Annotated in this window: 21 protein-coding genes, 1 other RNA gene and 1 pseudogene; 13 read left to right on the top strand and 10 right to left on the bottom strand. The window is 39.0% G+C overall.

All coding sequences use genetic code 11. The features are described 5' to 3' along the window. Positions 1–45: 45 nt before the first annotated feature. The 5 genes from EHR07_RS01985 to EHR07_RS01965 all read right to left on the bottom strand — a co-directional run bounded on the left by EHR07_RS01985 (position 46) and on the right by EHR07_RS01965 (position 7157). Positions 46–1041: a hypothetical protein gene (locus tag EHR07_RS01985; protein ID WP_135743529.1), complete on the bottom strand. Its 996-nt coding sequence runs from the start codon at positions 1039–1041 to the stop codon at positions 46–48. Then, positions 1038–3380: a tetratricopeptide repeat protein gene (locus EHR07_RS01980; RefSeq protein ID WP_208739666.1), complete on the bottom strand. Its 2343-nt coding sequence runs from the start codon at positions 3378–3380 to the stop codon at positions 1038–1040. The genes EHR07_RS01985 and EHR07_RS01980 overlap by 4 nt, the downstream gene beginning before the upstream one ends. 97 nt (positions 3381–3477) lie before the next feature. After that, positions 3478–4872, bottom strand: coding sequence for a flagellar hook protein FlgE (gene flgE, locus EHR07_RS01975; RefSeq protein WP_135743527.1), 1395 nt, complete (start codon positions 4870–4872; stop codon positions 3478–3480). A 38-nt stretch (positions 4873–4910) separates the two neighbouring features. Next, a complete protein-coding gene (locus tag EHR07_RS01970; protein WP_135743526.1) occupies positions 4911–5486 on the bottom strand; it encodes a flagellar hook capping FlgD N-terminal domain-containing protein in 576 nt (191 codons plus the stop codon). Between the two features lie 33 nt (positions 5487–5519). Next, positions 5520–7157: a flagellar hook-length control protein FliK gene (locus tag EHR07_RS01965; protein ID WP_135743525.1), complete on the bottom strand. Its 1638-nt coding sequence runs from the start codon at positions 7155–7157 to the stop codon at positions 5520–5522. A gap of 179 nt (positions 7158–7336) precedes the next feature. On the opposite strand from EHR07_RS01965, the gene EHR07_RS01960 reads away from it, so the two are divergent. From EHR07_RS01960 to EHR07_RS01920, 9 genes are all read left to right on the top strand, one after another. Next, positions 7337–8374 carry a sulfate ABC transporter substrate-binding protein gene (locus EHR07_RS01960; protein WP_135743524.1) on the top strand — a complete coding sequence of 346 codons (1038 nt, stop codon included), beginning with the start codon at positions 7337–7339 and terminating at the stop codon, positions 8372–8374. 3 nt (positions 8375–8377) lie between these two features. Continuing rightward, a complete protein-coding gene (gene cysT, locus EHR07_RS01955) occupies positions 8378–9205 on the top strand; it encodes a sulfate ABC transporter permease subunit CysT (protein WP_135743523.1) in 828 nt (275 codons plus the stop codon). Further along, entirely contained in the window at positions 9202–10017 is an 816-nt protein-coding gene (cysW, locus tag EHR07_RS01950) for a sulfate ABC transporter permease subunit CysW (protein ID WP_135743522.1), read from the top strand. Before cysT ends, cysW begins: the two co-directional genes overlap by 4 nt. Next, positions 10007–11071: a sulfate/molybdate ABC transporter ATP-binding protein gene (locus tag EHR07_RS01945; protein WP_135743521.1), complete on the top strand. Its 1065-nt coding sequence runs from the start codon at positions 10007–10009 to the stop codon at positions 11069–11071. Before cysW ends, EHR07_RS01945 begins: the two co-directional genes overlap by 11 nt. Before the next feature lie 68 nt (positions 11072–11139). Next, entirely contained in the window at positions 11140–11865 is a 726-nt protein-coding gene (locus EHR07_RS01940) for a phosphoadenylyl-sulfate reductase (RefSeq protein WP_135743520.1), read from the top strand. 7 nt (positions 11866–11872) lie between these two features. Then, a complete protein-coding gene (gene cysD / locus EHR07_RS01935; protein WP_135743519.1) occupies positions 11873–12781 on the top strand; it encodes a sulfate adenylyltransferase subunit CysD in 909 nt (302 codons plus the stop codon). Further along, a complete protein-coding gene (locus EHR07_RS01930) occupies positions 12781–14013 on the top strand; it encodes a sulfate adenylyltransferase subunit 1 (protein WP_135743518.1) in 1233 nt (410 codons plus the stop codon). Before cysD ends, EHR07_RS01930 begins: the two co-directional genes overlap by 1 nt. 68 nt (positions 14014–14081) lie before the next feature. Continuing rightward, a complete protein-coding gene (locus tag EHR07_RS01925; RefSeq protein WP_135743517.1) occupies positions 14082–15149 on the top strand; it encodes a TauD/TfdA family dioxygenase in 1068 nt (355 codons plus the stop codon). A 1-nt stretch (position 15150) separates the two neighbouring features. Further along, positions 15151–16059, top strand: coding sequence for a bile acid:sodium symporter family protein (locus EHR07_RS01920; RefSeq protein WP_135743516.1), 909 nt, complete (start codon positions 15151–15153; stop codon positions 16057–16059). Here EHR07_RS01920 and EHR07_RS01915 read toward each other — a convergent pair. Beyond that, on the bottom strand, positions 16056–17723 hold the full coding sequence (locus tag EHR07_RS01915; RefSeq protein ID WP_135743515.1) for an NADPH-dependent assimilatory sulfite reductase hemoprotein subunit: 1668 nt from the start codon (positions 17721–17723) through the stop codon (positions 16056–16058). The genes EHR07_RS01920 and EHR07_RS01915 overlap by 4 nt on opposite strands. Before the next feature lie 7 nt (positions 17724–17730). Then, on the bottom strand, positions 17731–19500 hold the full coding sequence (locus tag EHR07_RS01910; protein ID WP_135743514.1) for a diflavin oxidoreductase: 1770 nt from the start codon (positions 19498–19500) through the stop codon (positions 17731–17733). A gap of 165 nt (positions 19501–19665) precedes the next feature. Between EHR07_RS01910 and cobA the strand changes: the two genes are divergently transcribed. Continuing rightward, positions 19666–20448: a uroporphyrinogen-III C-methyltransferase gene (cobA, locus tag EHR07_RS01905; protein WP_135743513.1), complete on the top strand. Its 783-nt coding sequence runs from the start codon at positions 19666–19668 to the stop codon at positions 20446–20448. Then, positions 20448–21041 (top strand): precorrin-2 dehydrogenase/sirohydrochlorin ferrochelatase family protein, encoded by a 594-nt coding sequence (locus EHR07_RS01900; protein ID WP_135743512.1) that lies wholly within the window; start codon positions 20448–20450, stop codon positions 21039–21041. The genes cobA and EHR07_RS01900 overlap by 1 nt, the downstream gene beginning before the upstream one ends. Here EHR07_RS01900 and EHR07_RS01895 read toward each other — a convergent pair. Then, entirely contained in the window at positions 21038–21643 is a 606-nt protein-coding gene (locus EHR07_RS01895; RefSeq protein ID WP_208739664.1) for an LBF_1134 family protein, read from the bottom strand. The genes EHR07_RS01900 and EHR07_RS01895 overlap by 4 nt on opposite strands. Before the next feature lie 181 nt (positions 21644–21824). Here EHR07_RS01895 and EHR07_RS19315 point away from each other — a divergent pair. Beyond that, positions 21825–22025: pseudogene (locus tag EHR07_RS19315) on the top strand (nuclease-related domain-containing protein); the annotation flags it as partial. A 1202-nt stretch (positions 22026–23227) separates the two neighbouring features. On the opposite strand, the gene rnpB reads toward EHR07_RS19315, so the two are convergent. After that, an RNA gene (gene rnpB / locus EHR07_RS01885) (RNase P RNA component class A) lies at positions 23228–23577 on the bottom strand. A gap of 104 nt (positions 23578–23681) precedes the next feature. On the opposite strand from rnpB, the gene EHR07_RS01880 reads away from it, so the two are divergent. Then, positions 23682–24128 (top strand): LEPBI_I1174 family sigma 54-regulated protein, encoded by a 447-nt coding sequence (locus EHR07_RS01880; RefSeq protein ID WP_135743511.1) that lies wholly within the window; start codon positions 23682–23684, stop codon positions 24126–24128. 82 nt (positions 24129–24210) lie between these two features. On the opposite strand, the gene msrB is transcribed toward EHR07_RS01880, so the two are convergent. Beyond that, positions 24211–24594, bottom strand: coding sequence for a peptide-methionine (R)-S-oxide reductase MsrB (msrB, locus tag EHR07_RS01875; protein WP_135743510.1), 384 nt, complete (start codon positions 24592–24594; stop codon positions 24211–24213). Positions 24595–24612 lie beyond the last annotated feature (18 nt).

Raw genomic sequence — 24612 nt, 5'->3', positions numbered from 1 at the left:
CGACATGAAAAAATCGACTGTCGATTGTTTTTTTACAAATGAAACTTACTTTTGTTTGCTTAAGAGGATAATCCCAAAACTAAAGGCGCCGGCCAAATAAAAACTCAAAAAATACAATGTTTGAACCCCTAACAATACATAGGGTGAGTGGACCCAGTCCTTAGGTTCTGTCAGTAAAAATGGAAGGAAAATTCCCAAAAACGATGGAAAGAGGAATGAAATCACTCCCCGTAGGCTAGGTTCTGACCAAGATAAAGAGGACAGATATGCATAAAGCAACCTACCAAAAATTCCAGAAAGGAAGGCTAAAGGTAAAACGATTAGAACATCTGTTCCTAAACAGGAAGAGAAAGTTATGGCACCAATCCAAATTCCGATTTCCGATTCCGCTGTTACCGATTCTTTTTTAAATTTTGAAACCAATTGAAATCCAATATGAGATGCGATTCCATATAAAAATATGTTTGCTACTTTTGTGTAAAAACTGACTTCAAACTTCCAAGGTGACAAAATTAAAAACGCTGCTGGCAAAAAACTCAAATAAACTAACTGAACCGAATCCCCACCTAACTCAGAATTACCGTCTTTTTCAAAACGCCAAAACATTTCCCTGGACCAAATAAAAGCTCCCAGGGCAATCGAAAACGGTAAAATGAAAGTATTATCTTGGACAAGGATTATGGTTTGGAAAAATTGAATCCCAAAAAGAACACCCACCCAAAAAAGGTATAAAAACACAGATACAAAAAACCTCTGTATTGGTTTTAAAGTAAACACCCTCTCTTCTAAGGCTACATAAGATAAAAAAAGTAATAAATTACTTCTCGTGATATAACCAAAAATAGAATCCGTGTTCCAAATGTCAGAATGGATCCCCCATTTTAAAAGAGATTCCGTTATAAAAAATCCAAACCCTGTGATTGTGGTCCAATGAAAAATTAATTCTCTGCGTTTCCATTCATCAGAGATTCTTAAGATCGAATGAAATAAAAAGAAACCAGATAATATACAAAATAGAAATTCTGTTTCAAATAAATTCATAAGTTTACCTCCTCACAAACAGTAAACGGAAGTATGGAATAAGGAGGTTCGCCGTTACGATCTAAACTTTGAAAGTTATGATGAAACCCTCTGATGGATTGGTTTCCAATTAGGATAAATTTTTCTTTCCCAGCTGGTTTTAATAAAATACTTCGGTTGAAAAAATAAAGGATAGGATTGTGTTTTAGTTCTTTTCCGATATTTTGGAAATGGGGTAGGATTTTTGTATATGGCTCATAGATATCAATGGAGTTAGCTGCACGAATGATTATGGTTTTCCCTTTTAAATTCGGTATAGGGCGGTTTCTTAAAATCCAATTGTTGGGATCTGAATAAACAGTTTTAAACTCACCCACCCCATCCGCAGAAAGAATCCGAATGTTTGGAAAAGCATAAAGCCTGTCTTTTAATTCAGGTTTTACTTTCTTTAAAAACAAATCTACTTCCCCAGGTAACTCCCATAATACAACTTCCATTCCCGAAAAATGTTTAGCTACCGCAAGAGAAGTGACACCTGGATACTCTGGATGGTTTAAAGCAGGACCAATATCAAAAAATACAATTTGATTTCCTTTTTCAAATCGATTTAAGTCACCAAACAAAGTTTTGCGTAACGTTGACATTGGTTTCGAAAGAAATGCATTTGCATTTAACAAATCATCCAAAAACAAATTAGTGTCTTCCAATCTATTTTCATAGGTTCTTGCACGAATTTCTTCATCTTGGCCATTAAACAAATAACGACCTGTATACGACCTGATGGTTCTTTCTTCTAACTCCGTAAAAGAATTAGGACTGATAGGTTCCCAAGTATGAGGATAAATGGTCTTGCCAATTTCAAAACGGTCCGTGGAAGGTAATTCCACAATTTGTCCATATGGCGATAACCTAACGTATTGTTTGTAATACGATTCGGTTTGTTCCAGATTGTTTCGAAGTTTAGAAAGAACAGCAAGGTTATATAGAGCATATCTATGGTAAGGTTTTTCTTCAATTCCATAGATGGATTTAGCAGTAACAAGAGATTCCCATACTGATTTTGCAACACTCCACTTTCCCGATTTATAAAGTGATGCCGCATATAGATTATAAGAATACAAAGAAATATCGTGATTGGCAAAACCTTCATTCATTATGATTTTTCTTTGGTTTTGTAACAAAGACAAGGCTGCTTCATAACGACCCAAATCATAATATACCTTTGCCAAATTAAAATCCAAATAGAGGGAATCGATTCCCCTAAATTTGTCTCGAATGGAGGAAAGTTCATAGGAACCAAGTTCTGCTTGCGAAAGGTCATACAGCAAAAGCCCGTAAAAATAAGAATTTTCTACTGAGATAGGATCAGATAGTAGACCCAAGGTTTCATACAGTTTTCTTGCAGAAGTTAAGTAATAAACTGCCTCTTCCTTTTTTCCATCCAATACTAAAGACTTTCCAATTAAAGAAAGGATATCAGCATAATCACTATGGAAAACCGATTTCAGAAGTTCTCTTTCTTTTCTGGCAGCGGCCGCATATTCAATGGTTTTGCCGAATTCTTTTTTTGCGAAATAGAACTCGGCAATATTCTTTGCTACATAGAACTTTGTGTAGGCGGATAAAGTAGAATTTCCTCCCACATTTCGCCAAATTTCTTTGAATGAATCCTCGGTTTTTTTTTCTAAACTTAACTTAATTTTGATAAATTGTAAATACTCAGAAGGAAACTCCAGAGATTTGAATAGAGAGTTTTTTTCTTCCAACGTAAAGTTAGGATCATACTCCGATAACCTAACAAATTCAGACTCAGAATGGAACTCCTCTTCGGAAGGAAATTTCCATTCGGGGCTATGTTTGATCAAACGATGCAATCGAATGGTTTCATCCAAAAGATGAGAGAGCGATTTATAAATAACAGAAACTAGTTTCCCTCGTTCTTCATAGGGAACTAAAAAAGGTTTACCAGAATATGTGGATTTTTGTTCCACTGAACTTAAACGAGGAGTGAATTCGATCCCGTTTTCTTTCCACTCAAATGCCCCAAATAAAACAAAATTTGATCTTCGTTTTTTAGCGTCAGAGAGTGAATTGTCTTTTCCAAGATAAACGGCTCTCGTAACTTTTTGAAATTCAAAGTCAATGAGTTCAGAAAGAATCCTTGTGGTTTTGGAATCTGATTCTTTTCCAATAATCTCCCAGTCACCTAAACTAAAAAAGGAAACTGTTTCAGGGGAATCGTAAGTTATAGGTAGAGTCTCTTTTTTGATCGCATTGCGAATTGAATAGTATAACGGAGCATAGGCGATAAATGCCAGAAGGATAAAGGTGAGAAGGGTATTTTTTTGAAAGCGGGACAAGTTAAGCAAATTCTAAAAAGTTTAGTTTGACCTATTTTTCTTAGAATTTTGCAGAACTCAAGGAAAAAACGGGGTTTCCCCCGTTAGGAATCCATTCTTATCGTTTGAGACCTAGAACTTCCTGGATCATCTGGTCAGATGTCACAATGGTTCGGGAGTTGGCTTGGAATCCCCTTTGGGTTACGATCATATCCGTAAACTGGTCAGAAAGGTCCACGTTTGACATCTCAAGGAGTCCCGCATTGATTTTTCCGCGACCTTGGCTTCCTGCTTCCCCAATGTTTGCATCCCCAGAGTTCAGAGAGTAACTATACATTGTATCCCCTTCTTTATTGAGACCGGCAGGGTTTGTAAAGTTGGCAAGAGCGATCCTTGCGAGTGGTTGGCGCACTCCATTGGAAAATACTCCCGTCACAGTTCCTGTATTATCGATGGAAAAAGATTCCATATATCCCATTGGGTATCCGTCTTGTTTCACAGCCTTGGTTGTAAAATCAGAAGAGAACTGAGTGATTCCACCCACAAGACCTGCTTCTCCCAAATTCAAACTGAATTTTTGTGCCGTTGGGTTTCCGGGAATGCGAAAAGAAATATCTGCTTTGAGTTTTCCTGTGGTTTGCGAGTCAACTCCGTCAGAAACTGAAATGATTTTTCCATCGGGAGTAAAGGATACTTCGAGCTCTTGGTTTCCAGAAACTTGTGTGTTTTCTCCACCTGTTCCGCTGACATCCACAGAAACTTGGCTTGCGTCTTCCAATTTGAAACGCATTTTCCATACGTTCTCTCTCATTTTGTAAAACTCAACACCCATTTGGCGAGTGTTTCCGAGTTCATCATATACATTAATGGATGTTACATGGCCTCTTCTTTGACGAGGATCTGGATCATTGATATAACGTTGGATGTCTTCTTCTGTTGCATCAGAGGGAACTGCCGCAACACTTGCATTAAGGTTGGATTGAAAGTCTACGTTTTGAGTCGCACGAGCAGGTTCTTTGGAGTAAAGAGGAATCATGATGTCTTCCAAAGATCCGGCGGAGTTGATGTATTTATTTCCACTATCATCCAAACGAGAATTCCAACCTTGTACTTTTAATCCGTTGGCAGGGTTTACATAAAATCCGTTTTTATCTACGTTGAAAGCACCGGCACGAGTATAAAATTGTTTGTCTCCGTCTTTCACAACAAAGAAACCTTCACCAGAGACGGCAACATCAGTATTTTTTCCTGTAGTTTGCAAAGCACCTTGGGTCATAATTTTATCGATAGCAGCGATGAGGGAACCAAGACCGACTTGTTTCGGGTTTGTTCCCCCGATCCTTTCGTTTGGTTCTGACGCACCTTGTAACTCTTGCGAGATCATATCTTGGAAGGTAACTCGCTCCGTTTTAAAACCGTGTGTGTTCACGTTGGAGATGTTGTTACCAATAACATCCATTCTTACTTGGTGGTTTTTCAATCCGGAAACTCCGGAGTAAAGTGATCTCATCATAACGTTATATCCTCTCTTTTTCTATCGACCATTTTTGATTAATCCTGATAAGCTTCTTGTTTTTTTAATGTATTATTCGGAACTTCAGTATGACGTTGGAATTCTGGTTCTGCTTTGAGTAGTGATGGATCAGAAATCAAATTGATTTTTGCAACATCAAGCATTCTTCCATTCACACGCACATAAGTTTTCCCTTCATTGTCAAACATGATGGCGCCCGCAAGTCCTGTCACATCTTCACCAGTAACTAAGTCTGGTCCCGAAACAATTTTTCCAACTACCGAATAACTTTGTTTAGATTCCATTCTGGCAATCCCAGAAGAAATATTTTTCATCTGTTCGAGAGATGAAAACTGCGCCATTTGTGCGATAAAGTCTTTATCTTGCACTGGGTTTGTTGGGTCTTGGTGAGAAAGTTGCGTGAGAAGGAGTTTTAAAAAATCATCCTTTCCTAGTTCCTTTTGTTTCTCACGAATTTCGATTCCTTTAAGCCCACTAGTTTCTTCTTTTTCTAACTGATTCAAATGTTTACGAATATTAAAGGTTCTATCACCTTCAAAGTATTTGGTTCTAGCTGAATTTTGTGTAGATATATCTTGCATTCCGTCTGGCATGGGGTCCTCTATTTTTCTATATTTCCTAATGATTTATGCAAAAAACTCATATGCTTTCGTTTCTTCAAAAACAGGAGAATTTAGCAGGTCTAAAGATTCATCTAAACCTAAATTGTTTTCGGTATTACGGAACTTGGCAGCATCCACCATTGTTTGGTAGAGTTCATTTTGTTCTCTCCGATCAGTAAGGCCACTTCCATCATCCCATAAATCAACGATGAGCGCCTGTAAGTCGAGACCAGATTCTTTTAAGTTTTCTTTAATAGTTTGGATTTCGTTTTGAAGAGACTTCTGAAGTTCTTCCGATTCCACAAGGATTCGGCCTTCCACTTTATCCCCATCTACAGTGACTTTCAAGGTAAGCCTACCATACTCTTTTGGATTCATGATGATTTCGGCACTTGACTTACCATTTTGAACAATATCAAACCGAGCTTGTTTGATAAGTTCATCAATGTTTTGTTTGAGGTTTGTTTCTTTAGGTTTTGTCTGTTTTTCTAAAGAACGAATGTCTTCTGCTTTTTGCATTGATTTAGATTCGAAAGAACTCAACTGAAAACCTTGTTTGGAACCGCGCTCTTCAAAAGAGCGGCCACTCTCTTCTCCCGATTTAGAGGATGAGGAATTTTGAATATTCGGAATAAACGAAGCCTCTGTCTGTTTTTGTTTTTCAGAAGGTGTTTGTACTTTCGAATCTTGTTTTTGAAACTCTTTATCTTTGACACCAAGAGAACGAATCATTTTATCTGAGTTTACTGTTTGGCTCGACTTTTCTTGTTCGGAGGAAATCTCTCCAGTTTCAGATCCGTTTTTAGTTTGTTTGTTTGTTTTTATTTTTCCGTCAACTTTACGAACAGAATGTTCCGTCAGAATTTCTTTTCCTTCGACTTTTACTTCTTTCCCTTTGGCAAAAACAAAATCAGAAACAACGGAACCGGTATGAATGGATTCTTTTTTCACACCTACAGATTCTAACTTTTCGTTTGTCTTTTTATTTTCTAAGGATTTTTTTTCCGCTTTAGGAAAGAGAACTAAATTAGAATCTTTTTCCAAATTAATTTGTGATTTAATGGAATTTGGTTCGTTTGGTTTGGATCCTTTTTCTGTTTGAAAAAAGCTCATTGCAAGTTTTTTTGCTTCATCAATAAAAGCGGTTCCCTCTTTAGGAGAATAGGATGTGGTTTTTTCTGCAGATTTCTGTAAGGAAAGTAAAACTGTTTTTTCCTTAACTGTCATCTCATTCAATTGGTTGGCAGGAACTAAAGTCCGGTCCCAATCTGCATGTGAAGCAACAAGTCCAAGGCTATATTCCAAAGCATCGCGGTCTAAATCTTCTTCTTCCTCAGTCTCTTCGGATTCTTCAATAGAAGCAGATTCTTTTGAAACTGTTTTATCATTTTGCGATTCAGATACAGAATTTAATTCTTGTTTTGTGGTCCCTTCATGTGAAGATACTTCTGCAGAGGAAGATTCTTCTTTCTCTCTCCCAATGGTTTTGTATTCAGAGCCAGTTTGTTTTTTTTCGGAGTGCACCTGGAACTCGCGTTCCAAAATTTCCCCAAAACTTTCCCGCACGGCCGCTGCATGGTTTTCGAAACCAGTAGGCTGCGCAGTTTTCCCTTCTACTTTTGGGAATGGGATTACGTTTTGGTTTGGGGCTTTTACGTTCATAGGGTGCCTTCTCCCTTAAGGATCGAACTTCCCCAGATAACCTTTAGAGAATTATCTTCTTCCTTTTCCGGTTTATGTCGGAAAGGCCAAATCAGAGAGTTTTACGAAATAAATTTCGTTTGACAAATATCCGCTAAATTGGAGGATGAGTCTGATTTATTAAACAAAAGGGCACAAAAATGAAAAAGTTTCCCCGTATTTCGAACCTAAAATCAAAAATTTCTGCCATTTTGTGCATTTTCTTGGGAGTGATGAGTTTCTCCTCGCTCGCAAGTGAAGGCACTTTCCTCCATGTGTCCTTTGACCCCACAAGAGAATTGTATGAGGAAATAAACAAAGCTTTCTTAAAAGAATGGAAAAACAAAAAAGGAAACGATTTTGCCATCCAACAATCCCACGGCGGATCCGGGAAACAAGCACGTGCGGTCATTGATGGACTGGATGCTGATGTTGTGAGTCTTGCGCTTTCCTACGATATTGACAGCATCTCCACCAAATCAGGGTTAATTGATGCGAATTGGCAAAAAAAACTCCCAAACAATAGTGTTCCCTACTACTCAACCATCGTATTTTTAGTACGTAAATCCAATCCAAAAAAAATCAAAGATTGGGACGACATCGTAAAACCTGGAATATCGATCATCACACCTAACCCAAAAACCAGCGGTGGTGCTCGTTGGAATTATTTGGCCGCTTATGGATTTGCCAAACGTAAATACAAATCGGATGAAAAAGCAACCGAGTTTATCAAGGCACTTTTCAAAAATACATCGGTTCTTGATACAGGAGCTCGCGGATCCACAACTACCTTTGTCCAAAGAGGGATTGGTGATGTACTCATCACTTGGGAAAATGAAGCCAAACTATCTTTAGATGAAGAAAAAAGGTCAGGTAAAAACACTTTAGAAGTAGTATATCCATCTGAATCGATTAAAGCGGAAACTCCCGTGGCTGTTGTTACCAAAACTGCGACTGAAAAAGGCAATTTGGAAAAAGCTACAGCTTATTTAGAGTTTCTTTATAGCAAAGAAGGACAATCCATCATCGCAAAACATTTTTTTAGACCAACGGATGCCGCAGTATCAAAAGCTTCTGCAAAAGAATTTCCCAATATAAAATTATTTTCCCTATCCGATTTAGGGGAAACTTGGGATTCTGCACAGAAAAAACATTTTGCAGATGCAGGTGTCTTTGATGCCATCTACAAAACTAAGTAAAATATGCTTATAGAAACACGGCCGTATAAAAAATTACATTTTGGAATCAGTTTAGGGCTGACTGTTTTTTATTCGTCCGCTGTTGTCGTCATTCCGCTTCTAGGACTTTTTTTCCATTCTCTTGGGATTGGAGTTTCAGGAATTCTAGAAGTGTTTGCAGATGAAAGAATTCGTTCCGCACTCTTTTTAAGTTTCAGTGTGGGTTTTATTTCTGCCCTCATCAATCTCTTTGTTGGATTTTTATTTGCTTGGGTTTTAGTCCGTTACAACTTTCCTTTTAAAAAATTGCTAGATACCTTAATCGACTTACCGTTTACCTTACCGACTGCTGTGGCAGGAATTGCTCTCACGACTATTTATTCACAAAATGGAATCATCGGATCTTTTTTTGACAAGTGGGGAATTAAAATTGCCTATACACCCATCGGGATTGTAATCGCTCTTGTTTTTATTGGATTTCCATTTGTGGTACGAACTGTCCAACCTGTGATTGAAGAATTACCAAAGGAATTAGAGGAAAGTGCCCGTTGTCTTGGTGCTACCCCCTTCCAAACTTTTTATAAAGTTTTACTTCCTGAACTTTGGCCCTCCCTTCTTGCAGGAACAGGAATGGCATTTGCAAGAAGTATCGGGGAATACGGGTCTGTTGTTTTTATTTCAGGAAACATCCCTGGAAAAACAGAAATTCTCCCCCTTCTTATCGTCACCAAACTCGAACAATACGAATACGAAAAAGCCACTTCCATTGCACTTGTAATGTTACTCACATCTTTTGTTTTTATGTTTCTAATCAATTTACTCCAAGAACGGGCCTCTAAAAAATTATCATGAAAATCAAAATTTTGCCCATTTTCTTAGTGTTTTTGGCTTATTGTTTTGCAGGGATCATTCTCATATTACCCATATACACTGTGTTTTCCGAAGCATTTTCCGAAGGGTATACAAAGTATATCGAATCCATTACTGGCGAATATGCTCTTTTTGCAATTGGCCTCACCATTAAAGTATCAGTTGTCTCTGTCATACTCAATACAATCTTTGGTGTAACTGCTGCCTTTACCATCACTAGGTTTCAATTCCCTGGGAAAAATATTTTGGTCACCATCATCGATTCTCCCTTTGCCGTTTCTCCTGTGGTTTCGGGACTCATCTTTTTATTATTATTTGGAAGACAAGGTTACTTTGGAGAATTTCTTTCCACATATGGAATCAAAATAGTTTTCAATACACCTGGCCTTATCCTTGCCACAGTATTCATTACTTTCCCATTTGTAGCCCGGGAACTAGTTCCCTTAATGCAAAGCCAAGGAAGAGAAGAAGAGGAAGCAGGAATGTTACTGGGTGCTAGTTTTTTCCAACTCCTCAGACGAGTCATTCTCCCCAATATCAAATGGGGTTTGTTATACGGGATCATCCTTTGTAATGCAAGGGCTATGGGTGAGTTTGGAGCGGTTTCTGTCTTAAGTGGGCATATCCGTGGAAAAACAACTACTCTTCCTCTCCACATTGAAATGTTATACAATGAGTTTGATTCCGTGGGTGCCTTTTCCTGTGCCACCTTACTCGTGTTTCTCTCTCTACTCACTCTCATCTTTAAATTGATTTTGGAAAAACGAACTGCGAGTAAGAACCATGCCAATTGAAATTAATCATGTCAATAAAACCTTTGGGTCGTTCACCGCTCTAAAAGATGTTAACCTCTCCATTCCTGATGGAGAACTCGTAGCCTTACTTGGACCTTCTGGATCTGGAAAAACCACCTTACTTCGCATCATCGCGGGTCTCGAAGAACCATCTTCTGGAAAGGTGGAGTTTGTTGGAGAAAACCTTTCCACATCCAAAATCCAGAATGGAGAAGTGGGATTTGTTTTCCAACATTATGCACTCTTTCGCCACATGACCATTGCGGAAAACATAGCCTTTGGATTAGAAGTGAGACCAAAAAATCTGCGACCTTCAAAAAAAGAAATTCAGGAAAAAGTTTCGAAACTCCTCACCCTCATCCAATTAGAAAAATTCCATAACCGTTACCCTCACGAATTGTCCGGAGGCCAACGCCAACGAGTGGCCCTAGCCCGTGCCCTTGCCATTGAACCAAAATTTTTATTACTGGATGAACCCTTCGGTGCCCTTGATGCCAAAGTGAGAAAGGAATTAAGAAACTGGTTACGTCGTCTCCATGACGAAATCCACATAACGAGTGTTTTTGTCACTCATGACCAAGAAGAGGCATTGGAAGTCAGTGACCGTGTTGTCATTCTCAATCATGGCCAACTTGAACAAGTGGGAAGCCCTGACGAAGTCTACAACAAACCCAAGTCTCCTTTTGTATTTCATTTCCTTGGAGATGTGAATCTCTTTCATGGAAGGATCGAAGAAGGAAAAACAAAAATTGGAAATTTGGCCCTCGATAGTTTAGAACACCAAGATGTAAAAGAATCGGTGGCTGTAGCCTATGTTCGTCCTTACGACGTGGAAATTGTCAGAGAATCCGACCAAGGGATCGCCGCCGAAATCCAATACATCCATTCCACGGGAAGGAATGTGCGGGTGGAGCTAAAACGAGTCGACACGGGAACTCTCATCGAATCAGTACTCGAACAGGAAACCTACCGTCTTTTGAACCTTTTGCCTGGAGAGACGGTCTATTTGAGGATTAAAAAAGCAAAAGTTTACGTAGAAGACTTCTCTATCTAATATTTTCCGCTAATATAGTTTACAAATCGTCCAATATACAAAACATTGGACGGTAGGATTGGAAAAAAATGGGAAATTTGGAAGTTTTGACAGAAACCTATACCTCCCTCTCCTTGGAACAGGGATTAAGACAACTCAGTTTGGATTTTCCAGGAAAAGTTGTTTTCACAACGAGTTTTGGATTGGAAGACCAAGCCATCACTCACGCCATTCTCGCAAACCAAATCGCCATTCGGATTGCGACTCTAGATACAGGCCGCCTCTTCCAAGAAACATATGATGTTTGGCAAAAAACAAACATCCGTTATGGGGCAAAAATTGAAGCCTTTTATCCAAATGAAAAAGAAATCCAAAACTATGTGGAAAAGAATGGTCCCAATGCCTTTTATGATTCCCAAGATTTAAGAAAGGAATGTTGTCGGATTCGGAAACTTGTTCCCCTCGATGCCATTTTAAAAAACACAGATGTGTGGGTGACGGGACTCAGAAAAGACCAATCCGGATTTCGAACCGAGATGTCTATTTTCGAATCGGATCCCCAAAGAAATTTAATCAAATACCAACCACTACTTTTATGGTCCTTTGAAGATACTTGGAAGTATATCAAAGAACATAACATACCATACAATATCTTACACGATAAAGGTTTTCCAAGTATTGGTTGTGCTCCTTGCACCCGTGCTATTGAACCAGGGGAAGACTTTCGTGCTGGCAGGTGGTGGTGGGAACAAGAATCTAAAAAAGAGTGCGGCTTACACTGGGTAGACGGCAAACTCACACCGAAAAAAGGATAATACCAAAATGACCGAATTACATCGACTTTCTCATCTAGACCAACTAGAATCGGAAGCCATTTATATTTTAAGAGAAGTTGCAGCACAATTCGAAAGACCTGCTCTTTTATTTTCTGGTGGTAAAGATTCAATTTGTCTTGTTCATCTTGCACTCAAAGCCTTTCGTCCTGGTAAATTTCCATTTCCTTTGGTTCATATTGATACAGGGCATAACTTTGATGAGGCGCTTAAATTTAGAGATGATCTGGCAGAACGAACTGGTGAAAAACTCATTGTTCGTTATGTGCAAGATTCCATCGACCAAGGAAAAGCCGTCGAAGAAAAAGGAAAGTTTCCTAGTAGAAATGCCATCCAAGCAGTAACCCTCCTTGATACCATCGCTGAATTTAAATTTGATGCTTGTATTGGTGGAGCTCGTCGGGATGAAGAAAAAGCCCGTGCCAAAGAAAGAATTTTTTCTGTGAGAGATGAATTTGGATCTTGGGACCCAAAACTCCAACGCCCAGAACTTTGGAATATTTATAACGGAAAAATCCACGTAGGCGAAAACGTTCGAGTTTTCCCAATCAGTAATTGGACAGAACTTGATGTTTGGGAATACATTCGAAAAGAAAAGATCGAACTCCCTTCCCTTTATTTTTCACACCAAAGAGAAATTGTATGGCGAGAAGACCTAGTGTTTCCAGTATCAAAGTTCATCTCATTAGACAATTCAGACAAAGTGGAAACGAGAACCGTTCGTTTCCGAACTGTGGGTGATATGACTTGCACTGCGGCCGTAGAATCAGAGGCCATTTCCATCGATGATATCATTCGTGAAATTCAAATTTCTAGAACCACCGAAAGAGGATCTCGATTGGATGACAAACGTTCCGAAGCGGCGATGGAAGATAGAAAAAAAGGTGGGTATTTTTAATGGATATTTTACGTTTTATTACAGCAGGTAGTGTGGATGACGGGAAATCGACTCTCATCGGACGATTGTTATACGATAGCAAATCCATTTTTCAAGACCAATTAGAAGCCATTGAAAAAGCAGGACAGGTAAATGGTCAAATCAACCTAGCCCTTCTTACGGATGGACTTAAAGCGGAAAGAGAACAAGGGATCACTATCGACGTTGCCTATAAATATTTTTCTACACCAAAAAGAAAGTTTATCATTGCCGATGCACCAGGCCATGTCCAATACACAAGAAATATGGTGACAGGAGCCTCTAACTCGGATCTTGCGATCATTTTAATTGATGCAAGAAAAGGCGTGATCGAACAAACCTATCGCCATTCTTATATTGTATCCCTTCTTCGTATTCCCTATGTAGTCGTCTGTGTAAACAAAATGGACTTGGTGGATTTTTCGGAAGAAGTGTTTTTAAATATCCAAAAACAATATTTAGAATTTGCCAAAGACTTAGATTTAAAATCCATCCACTTCCTTCCTATCTCGGCACTGAACGGAGACAATGTGGTAGATTTATCCACTTCCATGCCTTGGTGGAAAGGAAAATCCCTTCTTGGATTTTTAGAAGAAATTGAAATTCATACAGAAGAAGAATCACCGGCTCCAAGATTTCCTGTGCAAAATGTAATCCGTCCTCAAACGACAGAATACCATGATTACAGAGGTTATGCGGGACAAATCCGTAGTGGCCATTTCACCGTAGGTGATTCTATCACTGTTTTACCTAGCGGACTCAAATCAAAAATCAAAGCTATTGATACCTATGCGGGTTCGATCCAAACTGCGTATGCTCCCATGTCTGTAGCCATTCGCCTAGAAGATGAATTAGATGTGAGTCGCGGAGATATGCTTGTTGTCACAGGACAGGAACCAACCACTTCCCAAGATTTAGAAGCCCATATTTGTTGGATGGACCAAAAACCGATGACACCGGGTTCGAAGTATTTACTCCGCCAAACAACCAATGCGGTCAAAGCATCCATTCGTTCTTTGGAATACCGAGTGGAAACAAGCACTCATGAAAAGAAAGAACAGACAAGCCTGGCTTTAAATGAAATTGGGAAAGTGACCATCCGAACGGCAAAACCCGTGGCCTATGACCCTTATTCCAAAATCCGCGGGACGGGAAGCTTCATTTTAGTGGATGAAGGTACAAACCAAACCGTAGGCGCCGGAATGCTATTGTAGAAATTTAGTTCAATATAGCAGATTTTTTCTTGATTTAATACTGCCGGCTTCGCTAAGCTGACAGTATTATGACTCAGTCCACCGCTACCCAAACAAAATGGATCCGTAAATCTTTTATCGGGGAGACGAAACTCCCTGTTGTCTACGAACCAAAAGAAGAAAGAGAGGTTCAAGATCTAATCCATTGGGTAAGGCAAAACCAGAAAGAATGGAGAGATGACTTAGAAAACTACGGAGCCATTCTCTTCCGTGGTTTTCCTATCCATGAAGCCGCCGATTTCCAATCCATTCTTTTTGCTACCGAAGAAAAATTGGGTGAATTCTATTTAGGAACATCGCCTAGAGATCAGGTCGTTAAACATGTGTTTACTGCAAGTGAACTCCCGCCCCACTACCCGATCATGCAACATGCAGAAATGAGTTTTCTCGACAACCCACCGAAACTTTTATTTTTTTATGCAGAAAAAGCCTCAGAGACAGGCGGGGAAACTCCTCTCACAGATCTTCGCGAAATTTATAAAGAGATAGATCCAAAGATCAAAGAAAAAATAGAACACCACGGAATTCGTTATAGAAGGCGGTATGATGGTCCATCCCAAAAAGCAAGGTTCTCTTTATGGAAGACAAAACGTTGGGACGAAATGTTTGGTACTACCAATTTGGAGGAGATACAAAAAATATCCGATCAAAATAGATTTCACTTAGATTGGTTTGGAAAAGATTCCATAACCATTACCAACGAACAATCAGGATTTCGAGTTCATCCAAAAACAAATACAATCGCTTGGCATAACCATTCTCAAACCTTTCACTACCAAGCAGCTGTGAGTGAAGTATGGAAAATTTTTAAAAAACAAAAAACAATTCGTTCTTTTGGTGTAGCAGCTCTACTCACTCTTCTAACAACCATCAAACGAATTTTAGGACCAGAGTCCCATGATGTACATGTTACCTATGGAAATGGAGAAGAAATTTCGGCAAGAGAAATGAAATCCATCTCTGATGTTTTTTGGAAACATTTAGTCGCCATTCCTTGGCAAACAGGAGATGTCCTCATCATTGATAATTTATCAGTTTCTCATGGAAGGCTTCCCTTTACTGGCCCACGCCGAATTCTTGTAGGATGGTCGGAATAATATGGATATCAATTCCGTTCGTCTCAATTTTAACAAAGACTCAGTGTATTTAATCAATGCTCTGGTTGGATTTATTATGTTTGGAATTGCTTTGGAATTAAAACTCCACGATTTCAAACATCTTTTGCGTTTTCCCAAACCAGCGTTTGTTGGTCTCTTTAGCCAATATATATTGTTACCAGTGGCCACCCTTCTCATCATCTGGGTGGTGAACCCGCACCCAGGTCTTGCTTTAGGAATGGTGCTTGTGGCAGCATGTCCTGGTGGGAATATGTCCAACTTTTTTACCCATTTGGCAAAAGGGAATTTAGCACTCTCAGTGAGTCTTACGACCTTTTCTTCTGCTTTTGCCTTTCTCTTAACTCCCATTGGATTTTTCTTTTGGGGGAATTTACTACCGGTCACTCGCGAATATCTCAAATCTATTTCGGTAAGTCCTTATGAGATTTTAGTTTCCATCACTGTACTACTAGTGGTACCACTGATTCTCGGAATTCTCTTCCAAAAACTATTCCCCAAACTCACTCATACGGTGAAACGAGCCGTACAAAGGATCTCCATTTTATTACTCGCATTCTTTATTGTTGGAGCACTTGCCACCAATTGGAAATTCTTTAAAGAATACATCCATCTTCTCTTTGGTCTTGTATTTATAATGAACTTGGCCGGACTTTCTCTTGGATATTATTTTGGGAAACTATTCAGATTGCCACTTGGTGACAGAAAGACGATAGCCATTGAAACGGGAATCCAAAACTCAAGTCTTGGTCTTGCGATCGTTTTTAGTTTTTTTGATGGTCTTGGTGGAATGGCAATGATTTGTGCATGGTGGGGAATCTGGCACCTGTTAGCCGGTGCCGCCATCGCTACCTATTGGAATCAAACCGCCCCGAAGGGATTGGAATCTTAGTTTAAGATTCCAATCCGATTGATATAATCTCCAAAAGATTCTTTCGTATTTCTTTCTTTCGAAAATCTTCCAAAGAGTCCATCCAATTCCGAAAGAATCGCCGTCTCATCTAAATCTTCTTTGTATTTACGATTGAGTCGGTATCCTTCGGCATCTGCCCCTAAGTGTAAATTGTATTTTCCATACGAAGTTCCCACAAGACCGATCTCTGAAATGTATGGTCTTGCACATCCATTAGGACAACCTGTCATCCGGATAGACACTGGTTCTTCTGCCAGTCCATGTTTTTCAAGGATGGGTTCAATTTTATCAATCAGACTGGGAAGGTATCTTTGTCCTTCTGCCAAGGCAAGCGAACAAGTGTTTAATGCTACACAAGCGATTGAGTTTTTTCGAATTGGTGAAACTTCGGCAGTTTTACGATGAACTCCAAATTTTACAAGAATGGATTCGATTAAGTCTTTATCTTTCGGAAAAATATCAGATAAAATTAGATTTTGGTTACAAGTAAATCGGAATGTAGCACGTCTAGTTTTAGAAACTTCTAAAAGTGCTGTTTTTAAATTATAACCATGTTCATCACAAACACGACCATTTTCCACAAAGACCGTATAATGCCAGTTACCTGCCGCATCTTGTTTCCATCCAAAATCATCAGATCTTTGAGTGAACTGGTAATCCTTTGCTGGTTCAAAACTAATCCCTACTCGTTTTTCCACTTCACGTTTGTAAAACTCAACACCTAAGCGGTCCAAGGTGTATTTCAATCGAGAAAGTTTTCTGTCCTCGCGATTTCCAAAATCTCTTTGGACAGTTACGATTTCATAAACAACTTTTAAGATATCTTTTTTAGGAATAAAACCAAATACAGTTCCTACTCGCGGGTATGTGTCTGGATTTCCATGAGTGGTTCCAAGTCCACCACCGACTGCTACGTTAAAACCGATGAGTTGTCCATTTTCAATGATAGCAATTAGACCTATATCATTTGTGAAAAGGTCCACATCGTTGTAAGGAGGGATTGCAATTGCAATTTTAAACTTACGGGGAAGATAAACATCCTTATATAAAGGATCTTCTGGTTCTTCTTTTTCTGCCAAAAGATTTTCATCGAGCCAAATTTCGTAATAAGCCCTTGTTTTTGGTAATAGTGACCTACTGATTTCACCGGCGTAGCCAAACACTTCCTTATGTAAGGGGCTTGTGGCAGGATTTGATGTACAAGTTACGTTACGATTCACATCCCCACATGCAGCAATCGAATCCAAAAACACAGAATCAAAGGCTTTGATGGTTGGTTTGATTTTTGATTTTAAAATCCCATGAAGTTGTACTGTTTGGCGAGTGGTGATTTTGATGGTGCCAGTAGAGTTTTCTCCAGCGACATTGTGTAAGGCTTCCCAATGAACAGGGCCAATCATCCCACCAGGAATTCGCAAACGAATCATAAAGGAATACAAACGTTCTAGTTTTTTAGCTGCGCGTTCTTCTCTCCGATCCCTGTCATCTTGTTGGTACATCCCATGAAACTTAAGTAAGAGTTGGTCATCGGAACGTAAAGAACCAGTGTGTTCATCCTTTAGGCTTTCAGCCAGTGTCCCTCTAAGTCCACGGCTAAGGCGTTTAACCTTTTCTGCGAGTGTTTCTTTTTTTTGTTCTGCCATGATTTCCTCAGTAAACGTCTTTAATATAACGACCGGCTTCTTCTAATTCTTTTAGATAATCAGAAGCATCTTTACCGGTATCAAATGTTCTTTCCGATAAAATTTCAATGAGTTTGCGATCGACATCCTTACTCATTGGATCTTTTGACCCACAAAGATAAATGACTGCCCCATTTTCGATCCATTTCAAAAGCTCCGCTGCATTTTCACCCATTCGGTCCTGCACATAAACCTTTTGTTTTGTGTCTCTGGAAAAAGCAGTATTTAACTTATGTAAGACGCCTGTGTCCATAAGTTCCAAAAGTTCTGTTTGGTAATAAAAGTCGGAGACAAAGTTTCTTTCTCCAAAAAATAACCAATTTTTTCCGTTCCCCGAATTTTGTTCCCTTTCGAATAAAAAACTTCGAAACGGTGCAATTCCAGTTCCCGGTCCAATCATAATGATATCGGTGTCAGGACTTGGGAGACGAAAGGAATGATTTCTTTGGATGAAAAAAGGAACGGTATCTCCTTCTTTTAAATCTGCTAAAAACCCGGAACAAAAACCCGTTTTGATTCCAGTAAATGTTTCGATCTCTACTTCTGCAACAGTTAGGTGGACTTCATCTTCCCCATGAGCCGATGGACTAGAAGCTATGGAATAATATCTAGGAACGATAGGTTCTAAAATATCTACAATGGTTTGGATGTCCAATTTTGTTTCTGACGGGTTTAGAGTGAGTAAAACATCCAAATCAGTTTTGCCTGATGGAATTTCTTTTCCAACTAGTGATGCATACTTTTGAATCACTCTATCAGGTAAAAAACGAATGGATACTTTTTTACGAAACAAATCGTAAGCCATCCACGTTTCCCCTTTGTAAGTAACGCGGGTTTCACGATCAGCTTTTAATAGGGATAATATTCGATTAATTTCTTCGTCACGATTGTAAGCTAAAAATCCTGCACTGTCTCCTGGTAAATAGTCAATAGGAACTGGTGTTTTGATTTCAATATGTCTTGTGGATTTGCTAGCTCCAATATCGTTTAAAACAATATTTGTGACAACAGAACCTTCATAAACAACCTTTCCACTTGATGCTGGTTTAGCCGCCTGGTTTTGTCCAGGATTTGCACTTTGGGTGGTGGCTGTTTTTGAATGAGCATTGAGTTTAGAGATAAGTTCACTCATCCAAGGTTTGGCGACGATTTCAAAATCTACATCACATTTACCTAATGGTTGGATGCGTTCTGCCCCAAGGTTTGCCAACAAAGAATCCACGTCTTCTCCAGTTTGACAAAAAAGCGGATAACTAGTATCACCTAACCCAAGCACTGCGAACTTTACCTTTGATAAAGAATCTTTTGTATCTTTCAAAATTTGAATAAAAGGTTTTGCCGCTTGTGGTGGTTCCCCGTCTCCATGAGTGGATACTACCACAAACAAATACTCTTCTTCTTTTAGGTCTTTGGCTTTATAAGTATCTGTACTTTTAAGTTTAGCCGAAACACCAAGTTCCTTTAATTTTTTAACAAGTTCTGTTCCGAGTTTTTTGGAATTTCCAGTTTCTGTTCCGTAAACCACGCTGCATTGGATAGGTTGGGTTTTTAGATTTCCGTGTAAAGGATCCGTTCCTGAATCTATACTCACAGGAGCTGTGATGGAAACATCCACGCTGCTCCCCGCAAGACTTGGTTGGGTCAATGCAGCTAAATACCCTGACATCCAAACCCATTCGTCTTTGGTGGACTCCTTCAGTAATTGTAAAAATCGATTGCGCTTCTCATCGGATAACATAAAAACCTATTTTCGATTTGGATTCCAGTAAAACATCCAAAAAGTCTTATAAATTGAATCTTTCCCCAGAGATACGCCCCAAGTAAACCAAAAAAATGGAGATTTTGTAGAAATAATTAGCCATTCACTTGACTATTTCTAGCAATATGGCAAGGTATAACAGATATGTCCTCCAATAAGACAGAACCTGGATTTGTTAGTTTCGTCAGCGGTGGCCCAGGCCCCACCGACCTTTTGACCCTTCGTGGCAGAGACCGCATCAAATCCGCTGAGGTCATTCTTTACGATGCCCTGCTAGATCCCAGTTTTTTGGATCTTTTCCCACAAAACGCAGAAATCCTCTATGTGGGAAAACGGGCCAAAGAACATGCCCGCACCCAGGATGAGATAAATTCACTCCTTGTCAAATATGCAAATGAAGGAAAACGAGTGGTTCGTTTGAAAGGGGGAGATGCTTCTGTTTTTGGTAGGCTTGCCGAGGAAATCCAAAGTTTGGAAACTTATGGAATTCCTTTCGAAGTGGTTCCCGGTGTGAGTTCTGTGACCACAGGTGCAGCAGACTTAGGTATCTCACTGACAGTTCGGGGCATTTCTAGGCAAATCATCATCTTAGATGGACATACCATTTTAGAAGACGAACGCAGTTGGATCGGAATGGAAAACTTTTTTGGAACCATTGTCATTCTTATGGGCAGTAAAAAAACCAAGGAACTCGCAGAAAGATTGATTCAAAAAGGAATCAAGGATACAACCCCGATTGTCCTTGCAGAAAATGTAGGTGGGAAAAAAACCACATACACATCCTCTACTCTCGCCGATACATTGTTAGATGGAATACAAAAACATACGTCTGGTCCAGGAATTCTTTATGTGGGAGAAGCCGTACGTCCCCTGCTCAAGAGAGCTGAAAAAATTGAAAAACAGACTCTTATGGCTCTTCTTACCTAATGGATTTTAAAAAATATCCTATTTTCTTAAACTTAGAAAACAAAAATATTCTCATCGTTGGTGGTGGGAATGCATGTTTGGAAAAACTGTATGGATTAGAGTTTACAGGCGCAAAACTCCATGTAATCTCCATAGACTTTAGTGATGAGGTTAAAACTTTTTTAAACCAATATCCCAATATATCCACTGAAAAACGAGAAGTTAGAGAAGAAGATTTAAATCATCGAGATATTATTTTTTTAGCAACGAGTGATTCTGAAACCAACCAATCCTTTCGTAAAATGGCAAAAGAAAAAGGGATTTGGGTAAACTCTGTAGATGATCCCAAAAATTGTGATTTTTATTCTTCCTCAAGTGTCTCCATTGGCCCGGTTCAATTTGCCATATCTACCGATGGAAAATTTGCAGGTGTATCTTCCACACTCCGCAAACTTTTTGAAGAAATTCTACCAGAGGATGATCATGAACTAATGGAAACTCTTTTTGAAATGAGAAGGAATTTAAAAGAAATCCTTCCTGACCAAAAGGAAAGAAGATTAGCCCTAAAAGAAATCATCGAAAACTTAAATTCAAAATACTTTCACAAATCCTAATTCGAATCTGGATAAATTTGAATCGTTGTTAGTTGGTGTTCATTATTCCAAACGGAATGCAAAGGAATATTGACTACCATCTTTTCTGCACTATCCAACCTAACTGTCCATTCCCCTGGAGTTCTAGGATCGGCAAATTTTACTTTTTTTATAGCAAAGGGAAATTGGATTTCAAACTGAATGAATTCCACCAAAGTATTAAAACGAAGTAAATCATCTCTTTGTTTTGCTTCATTCAAAATGGAATCAATTTCTGCTTTGTTAATTTCCAGAGCGTTTAGTAAGGGAGAGGATTGGCTTGTATCCACAACCAATTGGATTTCCTGGGTTTTGTCTTCTGTAAATTCAATGAATCGAAATCCCGGAGGGAGGATATGAGTGTAATTAGAAAACTTGTAAGCTCTTTCCTTAATAGAAATTTCCAATTCCCCCGTAGGCACAAGACCAGAGCCAAAAAAAAGTCCCGAAGGTTTTTTCGTTATTTTTTTTTGGTATAAAACCAAATCCCCAGAAAGGTCAGGACGAATCTTTATTTTAATATTCCCACCGGCGCAGGCACAAAACAATAGGCAGAAAATTACGGTTGGTGGTATCAGTTTCATATCACCAAGGAAAACCTTGGTGGTCAGTTTACAGAACTAAAAAATGATTTACCCAAAACAGTTTCACGGAAAAGCGAAGGACGTTTCGCTCGAATCCCATTTTTACCATCGTTTTTCAAACGAAATTCGTATCCCATGTAATATTTATTATTCCCTCACCCTCATCACACCCGATGTCCCCATGAGAGAAATTGACTTCCTTGTGGTTTCCCCTTACGGGGTCATCACCATTGAATTAAAAAACGGGAGGTGGAGAGAAAAAAAAGGTGAGTGGGAATTTTATAACGTAAGAGCCAGAGAATGGAACCCGGTAGAAGGAAAGTCCTATACCAATCCCATTGAACAAGCACAAACCCAAAGAGATTTGATTCGTGAATTTTTCAAAAACCACAACCAACTCACTGATTTATTCCCACCAGATTATTATGACAGTGCTATTTTCTTTTTAAAAAACGAAAGAAAAGAATTTCACCTCCCAAACGACAGGCACCTGTATGTGTTTGGTGGCAAAGAAGTTGAGGATGATGTAAATTTAAATTCTGTTATAGAATCGATTTTATTTCGTTATAACAGGGAACCTCTACCGGAATCGGTCTTAGTAAAAGCACATGAAATCATTAAAAAGAATTTAAACTTCTTTCAAACATTTCGTTCCCAAAAAGAAAAAGAAGAAGAGAATTTATTATTTTTTACCAAAGAACAATTTCAATTGGTGGAAGGAATTAGCAACTACTCACATAACCTAGTTTTCGGTAGTACAGGTTCTGGAAAATCCATACTTGCGGGAGAGTTAGCCTTACAAAACGCACGTGCTGGAAAAAAAGTATTATTATGGCAAGGTGCCAAAGCACTATACGAAATTTGGAAAGAAGAGTTAGAAAATATCCCTGAAAAAACAAATATAGATCTCATCTCTAATATAAATGAAATCAACCATAACAATATTGATCTTCTGATTGCGGACGGGATCGAAGATATCTTGGATCAATCACCGGAAAAGGAAGTTTTATTATATTTATCTAAGTACTTTTGGGAAAATAAAAACTGGATTCTTTTTATTTCGAGAAGATTCAAATATTTAGAATCACCCATGTTAGAATATTGGAATTCCCTTTCTGTGCATGTATGGGATATCAAACGAAATATTCGCAATTCTCCTGAAATTGTTAATTTTGCAAATTCACTACTAAATGATTTTTCTGAATCTCCCATCCAAGGGAACCTCTCTGATGTACAATTCATCAAAGCTGATGAAGACCTAACAGATCAAATACGATGGTGTTATGGATATGCAAAAAAAGTATTAGAAGTAGAGAACGACGAAATAGTTGTGATTTACAAATCAGAAGAGTCCATATCCCAAAATGGGCTAAAACAGTTTTTAGATGAAAATGGGATGAGAAACTATTCTGCTAAAGATTTTGTTGGAATGGAAGAAACTTGTGGAATCATAATTGGTTATGAAAATTGGAATAAAACCGAAACAAGAACTTCTCTTGCCGAAACTATTTTAAAAATCAGAAGTCTGGTTTGTGTATTCTATCCACCTAACGAAGAAGAGGTGATTCAATCCATTTTAAAAAAAGGTGACTCTGGCCCGTAAGCCGGATTCTGTTTTATGCGACCATTTATCTAATGCTCTCTACCCACAACCTGGCGGGACAAACTCATAACGGTTGTTTACTTGAGATTGCACATCGGAGGGTTTACCATGCCCCTATTTTTACAAATAGAGCGGTGGGCTCTTACCCCACCCTTTCACCCTTACCTACCGAAGTAGGCGGTTTACTTTCTGTTGCACTTTCCGTCCCCTGGACCCCATTTCTGAAATCCAAAGGCCCAAGTGTTACTCGGTCCGATTGTCCCCTAGTGTCCGGACTTTCCTCCCCTTTCCTCCCGGAAGGAAGGAAAAAGGCGATCGCTCGGCCAGAGTCAGTTTCATTGGAAAGGCAAGCCCTCTACCGTCTATGAGTATTTCCTTCCCTTGGCACAAATTATGCAATCTATTAGAGAACGGAGTCAGTGAGGCACGTCTTGTATGATCAAATACCAAATTGCTATACTTTTCATCATTTCTTTTGGTTTGCATGCAAATCCCATTTTGGATGAACCAGCAGAGGACATCCTTAGGGCGGTTCGTTTGTCAAGGATTCCCACTGTCATCACCAGTTTGGAAGAAAGGGCCATTCAAAAAATGGAATCTAACGATTTACTTTCTGCAAGAGAAGATTTAAAAAAAGCCATCCAACTCAAACATGCGATTGGCATGAAAGAATCAGAAGGAAACGCAAGCCTTCTATTACAAATCTCTAAATTAGAATCACGTCTTGGAAATCGTTGTGAAGCCAATCAGTATTCGCATCTAGCCAAAAGGATTGCCCTTCGTATTGGTGTGAACCTCGGGGCCGTAGCCCTAGACCGCGCCGTTATACCCGAAACAAGAAAACCTGAGGGTTGTATCGAAGTTTCTTGGTTAAAAGAATAGAACCAAATCAGATGATCAGTTTATCATGAAAGATCCAGTCTTTGTTTTTACAAACCATCCTGGATCCTTTCACTCGAATCAATTAAGATTCCTTTTCAAACTTTAAAGAGGCTGAGTTCACACAATACCTGAGTCCTGTTGGTTTAGGTCCATCAGGAAAAACATGCCCCAAATGTGCTCCGCAGTTTTTACAATGGATTTCCGTTCTCACCATTCCATGACTTTGGTCTTTTTCAGTTGCGACAGCTTCTTCTCTGACTGGTTCGTAATAACTCGGCCATCCACTACCGGAATCATATTTAGCCTGAGAAGAAAATAATTTTTCACCACAACAAACACATAAGTATATTCCCTTTTCTTTATGTTCATAGTATTCACCAGTAAACGGGCGTTCGGTGCCTTTTTCGCGAGTGACTTGGTATTGTAAGGGAGTGAGTTTTTCTTTCCAATTTTCTTCGTTCATCATAAACCATTCCTTTATAAT

Origin of the sequence: Leptospira bandrabouensis (genome assembly GCF_004770905.1) — a bacterium.
Lineage (GTDB): Bacteria > Spirochaetota > Leptospiria > Leptospirales > Leptospiraceae > Leptospira_A > Leptospira_A bandrabouensis.
Note: the sequence above shows the minus strand (reverse complement) of the source record. Positions and strands in the feature narration are given on the sequence as shown.